The organism is Zobellia russellii (assembly GCF_044597075.1).
GTDB classification, from domain to species: Bacteria; Bacteroidota; Bacteroidia; order Flavobacteriales; family Flavobacteriaceae; genus Zobellia; species Zobellia russellii.
In genome coordinates, this window is record NZ_CP139000.1 from 3,946,767 (window position 1) to 3,958,291 (window position 11,525).

The window sequence follows — 11,525 nt, forward strand, 5'->3', positions numbered from 1 at the left end:
CTTTTGTGCGTGTACAAGAGAAATAGATTAGGAAAAAAAAGAAACCCGATCTAACATAATTCGTAAGACCGGGTTTTATATAAGATTTAATCTCTGATTTATCCTACTGTTGCACGCTTAAAGCCTGTAACATGAACATCTCCGTAAGATTCAACATACTTTGCAACGCTTATTTTTTCATCTTTAATGAAATTTTGATCTAATAAACATTGTTCTTGATCTAAAGTAGTGTTATCCGAAACAAATCTTTCCATTTTACCTGGAAGGATTTTATCCCAAATTTGCTCTGGTTTGCCTTCAGCTTTAAGTTGAGCTTTAGCATCTTCTTCTGCTTTGGCTATAACTTCATCGGTTAATTGAGACATTGAAATGAACTGAGGAACGTTTTTAAGGGTTTTACCTAAACGGCCTAATTCTTCATTGTCCTTTTCTATAACGGCAATTCTAGCTTCTGTTTCTGCAGCAACAAATGCAGGGTCAAAATCTTTGTAAGATAATGTAGTAGCTCCCATTGAAGCAACTTGCATAGAAAGGTCTTTTGCCAACACGTCTGCAGACTCTACTTTGGCGGATAGGCCAACTAAAGCAGCAATCTTGTTAATGTGAACATATGTTCCAACGTAAGGAGCCTCTAGTTTTTCAAAAGCAGTGATTTCTAGCTTTTCACCAATAACTCCTGTTTGCTCAACTAATTTATCGGCAACGCTCATTCCTCCAAAATCCGCATCTAAAAGAGCTTCTTTAGAGTCATAGTTTAAAGCTATTTCCGCAAGTTGGTTTGCTAAAGCTAGGAAGTTTTCGTTTTTTCCAACAAAATCAGTTTCACAACCTAGAACGATTGCTACACCAGCGGTTTGATCTGCATTCAATTTAGAAACAGCAGCACCTTCCGATGATTCTCTGTCGGCTCTTTTTGCGGCTACTTTTTGACCTTTCTTACGAAGAACGTCAATTGCCTTGTCAAAATCTCCATCAGCTTCAACCAAAGCGTTTTTGCAGTCCATCATTCCTGCGCCAGTTGCTTTTCTTAATTTGTTTACTTCTGCGGCTGTAATTTTTGCCATTTTCTGTGCTATTTTTCAATTTGCTCTAAGATAGAGTGTAATTTCAGCTCTATCTTAAAGCAAATGTTATGTTATTATTATTGTTTGCAATAAGGTGGCAGAACTTATTCTACGCCTCCTTTAACACTGTCTTGCCATTCTTTAAGCTCGTCCCATTTACCGTCAGCAGCCATTTGAGCTTGCTTTGGCCATGAAGTTGGGTCAAGGTGGGCCATTCTAGAGCTAGCCTCTGTAAGGATTTCCTTGATTTTTTCAGGGTCACCTTCGGCTAATTTAGCGTAAGAGTCAAAACCGGCGTTTACCAAAGCTTCGGCAGCTTTTGGTCCTACACCTTCAATTTTTGTAAGATCAACAGATTCTGTAGCAGCTGGAGCTTCTGCTTTAGGAGCTTCTTTTGCTACTTCTTTCTTTGGTTGCTCTTTTTTGGTTTCTTCAGCACCTTCTTTACCTGATTGTTTTTCAGATTTACGCTCAGCAAGACCTTCTGCGATTGCATTGGTTACTTGAGTCATAATAATATCGATAGATTTTGAAGCATCATCGTTAGATGGAATCAAATAATCAACATCTCTTGGGTCTGAGTTTGTATCAACCATTGCAAAAATAGGAATGTTCAATTTTTGAGCTTCCTTAACGGCAATGTGCTCACGCATAGTATCAACAATGAACAATGCACCAGGTAGACGTGTCATGTCAGAAATAGAACCTAAGTTCTTTTCTAGTTTAGCACGAAGACGGTCTACTTGAAGACGCTCCTTTTTAGATAATGTCATGAACGTACCGTCTTTTTTCATACGATCGATAGATGCCATTTTCTTTACCGCTTTACGAATGGTAACGAAATTGGTCAACATACCACCAGGCCATCTTTCTGTGATGAAAGGCATGTTTACGTTCGCTACTTTCTCCGCAACAATGTCTTTAGCTTGTTTTTTTGTTGCAACGAAAAGAATTTTTCGTCCAGATGCAGCAATTTTTTGAAGAGCCTCGTTGGCTTCGTCTAATTTTGCAACTGTTTTGTAAAGGTTGATAACGTGAATCCCGTTACGCTCCATGTAGATGTAGGGCGCCATGTTAGGGTTCCACTTTCGTGTAAGGTGGCCAAAATGCACACCAGCTTCCAATAATTGTTTTACTTCGACTTTCGCCATTTGAATTTAGTTTACGTTCTTTTGAATAGGCAATGCCTGAGTGGTATGTCTATAAATAGACAAGCCTCGAGCATTTAGATGCTAAACTAACGGTGCCTTTGAGCATCAGATGCTCTTGGGTCTCCCGAATAACTATCTTGTGAAAAATAGTTTTTAATTTATTCGCTTTAAGCGAACTTTCAATGAACTTTGATTAAAGAAAAAATATAAAAAAAGGTATCCATCGTGAAATGGATACCGTAATAATCTTGAATATTAACGTTTAGAGAACTGGAATTTCTTACGAGCTTTCTTCTGTCCAAATTTCTTACGTTCTACCATTCTTGGGTCACGAGTTAATAAACCTTCTGGTTTAAGAGTTAGTCTATTTTCTTCGTCAACTTCACACATAGCTCTAGAAAGGGCTAAACGTATAGCTTCTGCTTGACCGGTAATACCGCCACCGTATACATTAATACTTACATCGTAAGCATCTTCGTTTTCAGTAAGTGCAAAAGGTTGTTTAACCTTGTACTGAAGAGTTGCCGTTGGAAAATAGTCATTAAGGTCTCTTTGGTTTACAGTAATATTTCCTGTACCTGCTGAAACGTATACACGGGCAACCGCTGTTTTTCTTCTGCCGATTTTGTGAATGGTCTCCATTACTTGAATTCTTTTAAGTTGATAACCTGTGGTTTTTGAGCTTCATGATTATGAGCCGTACCTACAAAAACCTTAAGGTTTCTGAAAAGGTCCGCACCTAATCTGTTCTTTGGAAGCATGCCTTTAACCGCTTTTTCTACAATTTGCTCAGGTTTTTTGGCCAAAAGCTCTTTTACAGATGTAGAACGCTGACCACCAGGATAACCTGTGTAACGCAAATAGGTCTTATCGTCCCATTTGTTACCTGTTAAATTGATTTTCTCAGCATTGATAACAATCACGTTATCACCACAATCAACATGAGGGGTGAAACTTGGCTTATGTTTTCCTCTAAGCATTTTGGCAACTTTAGAAGCCAATCGGCCTAAAGTCTCTCCTTCTGCATCAACTAATAGCCACTGTTTGTCCACAGTTGTTTTATTGGCAGAAACGGTCTTATAACTTAATGTATCCACTACGGTTACTTTTTAATTAAACACTTCAATCCCGTCAAACGGGCTGCAAATGTACACTAATTCTATTGAAAAACAAGCGCTGTTTTCGGAATATTTTTAGTTAAAAACACTCTTTTTCAATTTCTTAATCATTTTTATGATAAAAAAACAGATCCTAGGTGTTCAAGAATCTGTTTTTTTTAAGGAGTACTTTGGCAAGTTACCCGATATAGGGTGTTGGATTTACAAATTTAAGGTTAATCCAACATTGTAATATTTGTTTTTGCCAATATTTCTCCCATCTATAATTGTAGCGCCTCCAATACTAGCTCCAATAAATTTTGTAAAGGGAACAAAAACGGTTCCTCCCAGTTTTGAGTAGTTCACGATTGTTTCCGGAAAATTTCCGGCAAAACCGGGACCCATTATGTCAACCCCGTTCAATGACGATTGTGAATCTAGGAATGCGTCTAGGTAAAAATGCTTACCGGCATAACCTAACTTTAAGACTGCATTAACCACATCAGGAGCGTCAAAATCACTACCGTTACCCAAGTTAAAATTGTTGTCCGCTTTGCCTCTATGTCCATAGCCTCCCATGACCATGGCAAAAAGGCCGTTATTGTTCTTGTATTGTAAGCCTACTTTGGCATCTATACCTGGTGCGCCGGATCCCAATGATAAGATTCCGCTAGGTTCATAGCCTAAGGGTACGGACCCGCCCAAGGCGACAATATAGGTCATTGATCCATTCTCTAGGTTTTTGGTAAATGGAGCCCATTTTAAGAAGATACTTAGGTCCTGAAAATCTGACTGCTCCGTTGTGCCGTTGATTGGGTCAGCTACACCGTTACCCTCTTTTTTTATGTATGGTAAATTTGCAATTGCGGTTAAATTGTCCGTAACGGCGTAAGTGGCATGTAGGCTATAGATGGTCTGGTCTATTTCATTATGTGCGGGTACAGGACTTACCTCTTGGCCACCTACATAGAACTTATCATAATTACCTGATAAATAGGATAAGGAAATACTTGTTTTTCCTTTCTTGCTAAAGAAACCATCAATAGGGCCTTGAGCGTTCAGATTACTTGTAAAAAGCAAGGTTGCGATAAAAATCTGGAGTAAAACTGTAATTCTGTTTTTCATAGTTATAGGGTTCTAAAATTTACAGTTTTGTACGGCACTTTATGTTTGCCTTACATATTAAATGTTAAAATTTAGTTTGACCTATAGGAGTAGTGGGGTATATGTAATGTCTAAGATGATATTAAGTAGTTGATTTAAAGGCGGGAGAAGTGTCCTGAGCGATTGAAGTAAGAGTATAATTCCGTACTGAAAAGAAAACAAAATCTTTAAATGATTATTGCTTGTAGAATTTAGTGCAGATCTTTTCTTCGTTAGAGTGTACATTAATAATATAAGCCCCGGCATCTAGAGAGGAAACAGGTATGCTAATGGCATTTCTTCGGATTTCCCATTGATGGGATAATACAGTGTTTCCATAAATATCCATGACGGATATATTAGCCTTTGCGGTATTTTTTAAGCCTAAAATATTAACTACGTTGCTAGCGGGGTTAGGAAAGACCTTTACTTTCTTTTTGGTGGTTATGTTCGTGCTATGGCCAGTTTTGTGCATTGGTGTATCTTGCGCATGGCTATTGCACACTAAAAAGAGAATGGTAAAAAGGGTCGCTAACGTTTTCATTTTAAATTTAACTTGGCCTATTGTATTTGGAATAGGACTGTAAAAGTAAAACTGAAAAGCCCTTTACACGAAAAAATGTTGTGAAAGGGCAGGTTTTGTATGTCTAATGCGCTACCAACCAATTATCACCCAAACCAACTTCTACATCTAGCGGTACTTCTAGTTTATAGGCGTTCTCCATTTCGGATTGTATCAATCCGCTTAATTCATCCAATTCCGGTTTGTATATATCAAATACCAATTCATCATGTACCTGTAAGAGCATTTTAGATTTGTAGTTGCCCTCCGATAATTTCTTGTGAATGTTGATCATGGCAATTTTAATAATATCTGCAGCGCTACCTTGAATAGGGGCGTTAACGGCATTCCGCTCTGCAGCACCGCGTACAATGGCATTACTTCCGTTAATATCTTTTAAATACCGTCTTCGCCCTAGGACCGTTTGTACATAGCCATTGTCACGGGCAAAATCTACCTGCTCGCTCATGTAATTTCTGAGCTTTGGGTAGGTTTTGTAATAGGTGTCTATCAGTTCTTTGGCTTCGGAACGGGATAAATCGGTTTGGTTGCTCAATCCAAAGGCGGAAACCCCGTAAATAATCCCAAAATTAACGGTTTTGGCATTGCTTCTTTGCTCACGGGTTACTTCTTCAATAGGCACATTAAATACTTTTGATGCCGTGGAAGCATGAATGTCTTCTCCGTGCTTAAACGCTTCTATCATCGTAGTCTCTTCGCTCAACGCGGCAATGATGCGCAGTTCTATCTGAGAATAATCCGCGGCCAATAAAATATAGTCTTCGTTGCGAGGTACAAAGGCTTTACGAACTTGGCGGCCTCTTTCCGTACGGATAGGGATGTTCTGTAAATTAGGATTATTACTGCTCAAACGGCCAGTAGCTGCAACGGTTTGCATATAATCTGTGTGGACTCTTCCCGTTGTGGGTTCTACTTGTTCCGGTAAAGCATCAACGTAGGTGCTTTTGAGTTTTGCCAACCCACGGTAATCCAATACGTTTTGAATAATTTCATGGTCCTTGGCCAAATAGGAAAGAACATCTTCCGCGGTAGAGAATTGACCTGTCTTTGTTTTTTTAGGTTTGTCTACCAATTTCATTTTACTGAAAAGAATTTCACCTAGTTGCTTTGGTGAACCAATGTTGAATTCTTCTCCTGCAGCTTCGTAAATTTTTTCTTCAAGATTTTTAATATCGTTGTTCAGGTCTTCAGAAAGGCTGTTCAAAAATTTCTCGTCCAGGTTGATGCCTTCCAGTTCCATGTCGGCCAGAACACGTAGTAGCGGAATTTCAATATCCTTAAAAAGAATATCGGTTTTGGCCTCGGCCAGTTCCGGTCTAAAATGCTGTGCCAGTTGAAATGTAATGTCAGCATCCTCTACAGCATATTCCGTTTGCTTGTCTAAAGGAACATCTCGCATATTCAGCTGGTTTTTTCCTTTCTTGCCTATAAGTTCAGTAATGGAAATAGGGGTGTAGTTCAAATAGGTTTCGGAAAGCACATCCATATTATGTCGCATATCCGGGTTTATAAGGTAGTGCGCCAACATGGTGTCAAAGAATATGCCTTTAACCTTAATGTTATACTTATTCAATACCTTAATATCATATTTAAGGTTTTGACCTATTTTTTCAATGGTTTCCGATTCAAAGAAAGGGCGGAGGATTTCTATGAGTTCCTGTGCTTCCTCTTTGTTTTCGGGGAATGGAATATAGTATCCTTTAGTGGCTTCCCACGAAAATGCGATACCTACAAGCTGGGCTTCCAGCGGATTTAATGAAGTAGTTTCCGTATCAAAACAAACAGAGGTTTGTTTCATTAGGTTTTGGACAAACAGCTTCATGGCCATACCCGGTGCCACGCTTTGGTAAACATGGGGAATATCCTTAATGGTCTTTCTGCTAGAGCTGTCCGCTATGGTTGCTGCAGATGCGCCATCGCCACCAAACAAAGAAAATTGCCCGCTTCCGGCAGATGAGGAAGTTGATGTCTGCTTTTTTGCCGTTTCGGTATTGCTTACTTGTGTTTGGGGTTCTGTTTCCCCAGAGAATATTTTAATAAACTGGTCTTTTAACCTTCTAAATTCCAGTTCCTCAAAAATCTCTTGCACTTTTTCACTGTCGGGGACTGAGAGTTCGTAATCTTCGGCGTTAAAAGTAACATCGCAATCTATACAGATGGTCGCCAGTTTTTTAGAGAGCAGCCCCAACTCTTTATTTGCCTCTACCTTTTCTTTCATTTTACCTTTTAGCTTATCCGTGTTTTCTAAAAGGCCTTCCATAGAACCAAATTGCTCGATGAATTTTTTTGCGGTTTTGTCTCCAACGCCAGGTAGTCCAGGTATGTTGTCACTGGCATCGCCCATCATTCCTAAGTAGTCTATAACCTGTTCTGGCCGTTCAACTCCAAAACGTTTTTGTATTTCGGGAATGCCCCAAATTTCTATTCCGTTACCCATTCTTGCCGGACGGTACATAAAGATATTTTCGGAGACCAACTGGCCAAAATCCTTATCCGGTGTAACCATAAAAACCTTGTAATCTTCTTTTTCGGCTTGTTTTGCAAGGGTTCCAATAATATCGTCCGCTTCCCAACCTTCAAGAATTACCGAGGGTATGTGCATTGCTTTAAGAATGTCCTGGATATAAGGAATGGCAGTACGGATAGCATCGGGGGTTTCATCTCTATTGGCTTTATACTCCGGGAACAGTTCGGTACGTTCGGCACTTCCTCCTTTATCAAAGCAGACGGCCAAATGGTCCGGTTTTTCACGTTTAATCACATCAAAAAGCGAATTCATGAACCCCATAATGGCAGAGGTGTCCATGCCCTTGGAATTGATTCTAGGATTTTTTATAAGTGCATAGTAGCCACGAAAAATAAGTGCGTAGGCGTCTAGTAAGAAGAGTCGTTTTTGTTCTGGCATTTTATAGTTTTTCAAAAGGATTCAAAGCTAATCAAGTTTTTGAATTCTTTTAAGTGTTTTAAGATTTGATATAAGTTTCCGATGGATTATTTACATGTCCAGCTTCAGAATAAGACCGATAGGTAAATCCCGGGTGAATGCAATAACTTCCGGTTTCGCCTGCTTTGTTAACAGCTATAAAACCTATTTGAAAATCATTCCGCCCTTTATTTTTAGCCATGATTCGCTCAACACCTTCTTTGCAAGCTTCTTGGGGAGATTTTCCTTGGCGCATTAATTCTACGATAAGAAAGCTACCTACCGTGCGCACTACTTCCTCTCCTACACCTGTTGCTGTGGCTCCGCCAATTTCATTATCAACAAACAGCCCAGCGCCAATAATTGGAGAGTCACCAACACGACCCGCCATTTTATACCCCATGCCACTTGTGGTACAAGCGCCGGAAATATCGCCGTTGGCATCTATGGCAAGCATACCAATGGTGTCATGGTTTTCAATATTTATAATAGGCTTGTATTGCGAAGTTTTCTTCCATTCTATCCACTCTTGCTTTGATTTTTCGGTAAGGAGGTTGGTTTTCTTGAATCCCATTTCGTAAGCAAATTGCTCAGCTCCTTTTCCGGCAAGCATAACGTGGGGTGTTTCTTCCATTACTTTACGTGCAACCAAAATAGGATTCGCAATATTTTGCATGGCCAGCACCGCACCGCAATTCCCATCTTTATCCATAATACAGGAGTCCAATGTAACATTTCCGTCTCGGTCGGGTCTGCCGCCAACACCCACCGTCTGGTTGTTTACATCGTTTTCTTCAACCATTACACCTTGGGTTACGGCATCAAGAGAAGTACCGCCTTCTTTTAGGACTTCCCATGCTTTGGAAGAAGCTTTGTGAAAATCCCAAGTACATATAACTATAGGCTTTATAGCTGCGGAATTATCTGTAACTCGGTCTGTAGGCGGGGGAGTTTTGCCGGCCATTAGAGGGGCTGAAATTAAACCGGCCGTGGCGGCGGTCGAATTTTTTAGGAACTTTCTTCTTTGCATGGGTTTAAGATTTCTATTTTAGGAGTAGTTTTAAAATGCCACTTGGGCATTAAATATAAGTAAAATGCTAGTAGAAGTCTGTGCCAATTCATTGCAATCTGCATTAAATGCCCAAAAGGGTGGTGCGCATCGCATAGAACTTTGTTCTGAACTTGCCGTAGGAGGAATCACTCCCTCATACGGACTGTTGAAAAGCGTTCGTGAGCAAATTTCTATTCCCGTTCATGTGTTGATTCGCCCTAGAAGCGGTGATTTTACCTATACCCCCGATGAATTGAAAATTATGATGCGGGATATTGAATTATGTGTTAATCTGGGGTTTGAAGGCATCGTTTCCGGTGTTTTAAATGCTGATTTTACAGTAGACAGGGACAGAACCCGAGCGCTGATTGAAGCTTCAGCAGGTTTGAAGTTTACGTTTCACCGCGCGTTTGATTGGGTAAAAGACCCAATGGTCGCACTAGCACAACTGGAAGATTTGGGTGTAGATTATATATTAACATCAGGACAGCGGAAATCCGCCCCTGAAGGGCTGGAGCTCTTGAATAAGCTTCGTGAAAAATCTACAACCTGTGCCATTATGCCGGGAGGTGGTGTGAGGCCGGATAATGTAATGGGTTTTAAGGAGTCCGGATTTAAGGCGGTTCACCTTTCGGGTACTAAACTGTTAAGGACATTGCCCGAAACGGACCGGGTATCTATGAATTCTCCATCGTTTTTAAGCGATTCCGAAATTACTGTAACCCACTCAGGTACAATTGCAACTATCGTAAATAGGGTTAAATAAAATCTAAATGAGGCAATACCCGTCTCAGTTTAAAATATCTTTGTAGCTATGCTACGTTGGATTATTTTTATTGCCGTTTATATTGTTATGGGCCTCTATACTTTACAGGCCTTGAAAACCGTAACCCGATACCCTTGGGTGTACTATCTCTTTATTGCGATTGCCGTATTGGTACTGGGTAATTTTATTTATCAATTTACACTTGGTGAAGAGGAGGGTAGGGTCCTGAGCAGGTCTAAAAGCTATGCTTTTGGATTTTTATTGACCGTATTGGCTTTTCAGTTGGTGACTATTCTTTTTCTTTTTTCCGAAGATATTTTTAGGGTCGTATCCAGTGGGTATCAAAAGTTTTTTGGTCAGTCTAAAGAGTTTACCTTGCCAGAACGCAGAAAATTTTTGAGCATATTGGGTCTGGGCTTGGCGGCTATTCCTTTTGGCGCGTTGCTCTACGGAATGTATAAGGGGAAGTACAATTTTAAAGTATTAAGGTATACTTTGGAGTTTGATGATTTGCCCGCTGGTTTCCATGATTATCAAATCACTCAGATATCCGATGTGCATAGTGGTAGTTTTGATGATAGGAAGAAGATAGAGTATGCTGTAGACCTGATTAATAAACAAAATAGCGATGTTATCCTTTTTACAGGTGATATGGTGAATAACATGGCTACCGAAATGGAGCCGTGGGCAGAACTTTTTACCACTCTTGAGGCCAAGGACGGTAAGTTCTCAGTCTTGGGAAATCATGACTATGGCGATTATGTAGAGTGGGAAACGGAAGAAGCCAAACATCAGAATTTGGAGGATTTAAAGAACCTGCAAAGAAACATGGGCTTTGATTTGTTGTTGAATGAAAATCGGTTTTTACAAAAAGGAGCCGATAAGATTGCCTTGGTTGGAGTTGAAAACTGGGGACGTGGTGGTTTTAAAAAAGCCGGAGACCTTAAAAAGGCGGTAGCCAATGTAGATAAAGATGATTTTAAGATACTCATGAGCCATGACCCTTCTCATTGGGAAGATGTGGTTTTGCATGATGCGTACCATTACCACCTTACCTTAAGTGGCCACACACATGGAATGCAGTTTGGTATAGAAATTCCTGGTTGGATCAAGTGGAGTCCTGTAAAATGGCGCTATAAATACTGGGCGGGCATCTATCAAGAGCTTGGGCAATATATAAACGTGAATAGGGGTTTTGGTTTTTTAGGGTATCCGGGTAGGGTAGGAATTTGGCCTGAAATAACCGTAATCACGCTTAAAAAGAAAGCTTAACACGATTTTAACGCCACCTAAAGTCTATAAAATTGGGGGTATAGGTGGCAATTTAACATTTTTTCTTACATTTGGCTCCTAACCCAATGAACTACGTATGTCAAAGTTTGGTGAACTTATAGATTTAAGAATCCCTGTTCTTTTGGATTTTTATGCGGATTGGAACGAGCAATCGAATGCGATGCACGCCGTTTTGCGTGATGTAGCCGCGGCTTTGGGTGATAAAGGCAAGGTTATTAAAATCGATGTAGATAAAAATAAAGAGCTTGCTCAGGCACTTCGTGTTAAAGGGCTTCCTACACTTATGATCTATAAAAAAGGTGAAATGGTATGGCGCCAAAGTGGTGAGCAAGATGCCAATACACTTATTGGAATCCTAAACGAATACCTATAATAATAAATACTTGCTGCTAAAGCGCTTTTTCTTTGAGCGGTATAGATGGAATAATAAAAAAAATGCCCTTTAGCAATGAAG

11 protein-coding genes are annotated in these 11,525 nt (G+C 39.9%); 3 read left to right on the plus strand and 8 right to left on the minus strand.

Going from position 1 to position 11,525, the window contains the following annotated elements; all coding sequences use genetic code 11:
* Positions 1 to 98: 98 nt before the first annotated feature.
* The 8 genes from tsf to SJY45_RS16205 all read right to left on the minus strand — a co-directional run bounded on the left by tsf (position 99) and on the right by SJY45_RS16205 (position 8,991).
* A complete protein-coding gene (tsf, locus tag SJY45_RS16170) occupies positions 99 to 1,064 on the minus strand; it encodes a translation elongation factor Ts (protein ID WP_215438538.1) in 966 nt (321 codons plus the stop codon).
* Positions 1,065 to 1,168: 104 nt separating this feature from the next.
* On the minus strand, positions 1,169 to 2,215 hold the full coding sequence (gene rpsB / locus SJY45_RS16175) for a 30S ribosomal protein S2 (RefSeq protein WP_289038765.1): 1,047 nt from the start codon (positions 2,213 to 2,215) through the stop codon (positions 1,169 to 1,171).
* Between the two features lie 255 nt (positions 2,216 to 2,470).
* Entirely contained in the window at positions 2,471 to 2,857 is a 387-nt protein-coding gene (rpsI, locus tag SJY45_RS16180; protein WP_215438536.1) for a 30S ribosomal protein S9, read from the minus strand.
* The gene (gene rplM, locus SJY45_RS16185; protein ID WP_215438535.1) at positions 2,857 to 3,312 is read right to left on the minus strand and encodes a 50S ribosomal protein L13; all 456 of its coding nucleotides are present in this window, start codon (positions 3,310 to 3,312) and stop codon (positions 2,857 to 2,859) included. Before rplM ends, rpsI begins: the two co-directional genes overlap by 1 nt.
* Before the next feature lie 222 nt (positions 3,313 to 3,534).
* Complete coding sequence (locus SJY45_RS16190) at positions 3,535 to 4,437, minus strand: hypothetical protein (protein ID WP_400072080.1); 903 nt, start codon at positions 4,435 to 4,437, stop codon at positions 3,535 to 3,537.
* Between the two features lie 214 nt (positions 4,438 to 4,651).
* Positions 4,652 to 4,999: a T9SS type A sorting domain-containing protein gene (locus SJY45_RS16195; RefSeq protein ID WP_215438534.1), complete on the minus strand. Its 348-nt coding sequence runs from the start codon at positions 4,997 to 4,999 to the stop codon at positions 4,652 to 4,654.
* 103 nt (positions 5,000 to 5,102) lie between these two features.
* Positions 5,103 to 7,943: a DNA polymerase I gene (gene polA / locus SJY45_RS16200; protein WP_400072082.1), complete on the minus strand. Its 2,841-nt coding sequence runs from the start codon at positions 7,941 to 7,943 to the stop codon at positions 5,103 to 5,105.
* A 58-nt stretch (positions 7,944 to 8,001) separates the two neighbouring features.
* Positions 8,002 to 8,991 carry an isoaspartyl peptidase/L-asparaginase family protein gene (locus tag SJY45_RS16205; protein WP_400072084.1) on the minus strand — a complete coding sequence of 330 codons (990 nt, stop codon included), beginning with the start codon at positions 8,989 to 8,991 and terminating at the stop codon, positions 8,002 to 8,004.
* A gap of 64 nt (positions 8,992 to 9,055) precedes the next feature.
* Here SJY45_RS16205 and SJY45_RS16210 point away from each other — a divergent pair, with 64 nt between their 5' ends.
* From SJY45_RS16210 to SJY45_RS16220, 3 genes are all read left to right on the plus strand, one after another.
* Positions 9,056 to 9,778, plus strand: a complete 723-nt coding sequence (locus SJY45_RS16210; protein WP_400072086.1) for a copper homeostasis protein CutC — start codon at positions 9,056 to 9,058, stop codon at positions 9,776 to 9,778.
* Positions 9,779 to 9,826: 48 nt separating this feature from the next.
* Complete coding sequence (locus SJY45_RS16215; protein ID WP_400072088.1) at positions 9,827 to 11,050, plus strand: metallophosphoesterase; 1,224 nt, start codon at positions 9,827 to 9,829, stop codon at positions 11,048 to 11,050.
* 97 nt (positions 11,051 to 11,147) lie between these two features.
* Positions 11,148 to 11,444 (plus strand): co-chaperone YbbN, encoded by a 297-nt coding sequence (locus tag SJY45_RS16220; protein ID WP_215438529.1) that lies wholly within the window; start codon positions 11,148 to 11,150, stop codon positions 11,442 to 11,444.
* Positions 11,445 to 11,525 lie beyond the last annotated feature (81 nt).

Bases quoted from the DNA above. Each gene is read 5' to 3' on its own strand.
- SJY45_RS16210 (WP_400072086.1), top strand. From the start codon at position 9,056: ATGCTAGTAGAAGTCTGTGCCAATTCATTGCAATCTGCATTAAATGCC.
- SJY45_RS16220 (WP_215438529.1), top strand. From the start codon at position 11,148: ATGTCAAAGTTTGGTGAACTTATAGATTTAAGAATCCCTGTTCTTTTG.
- SJY45_RS16205 (WP_400072084.1), bottom strand. From the start codon at position 8,991: ATGCAAAGAAGAAAGTTCCTAAAAAATTCGACCGCCGCCACGGCCGGT.
- tsf (WP_215438538.1), bottom strand. From the start codon at position 1,064: ATGGCAAAAATTACAGCCGCAGAAGTAAACAAATTAAGAAAAGCAACT.
- SJY45_RS16190 (WP_400072080.1), bottom strand. From the start codon at position 4,437: ATGAAAAACAGAATTACAGTTTTACTCCAGATTTTTATCGCAACCTTG.
- SJY45_RS16215 (WP_400072088.1), top strand. From the start codon at position 9,827: ATGCTACGTTGGATTATTTTTATTGCCGTTTATATTGTTATGGGCCTC.
- SJY45_RS16195 (WP_215438534.1), bottom strand. From the start codon at position 4,999: ATGAAAACGTTAGCGACCCTTTTTACCATTCTCTTTTTAGTGTGCAAT.
- polA (WP_400072082.1), bottom strand. From the start codon at position 7,943: ATGCCAGAACAAAAACGACTCTTCTTACTAGACGCCTACGCACTTATT.
- rpsI (WP_215438536.1), bottom strand. From the start codon at position 2,857: ATGGAGACCATTCACAAAATCGGCAGAAGAAAAACAGCGGTTGCCCGT.
- rpsB (WP_289038765.1), bottom strand. From the start codon at position 2,215: ATGGCGAAAGTCGAAGTAAAACAATTATTGGAAGCTGGTGTGCATTTT.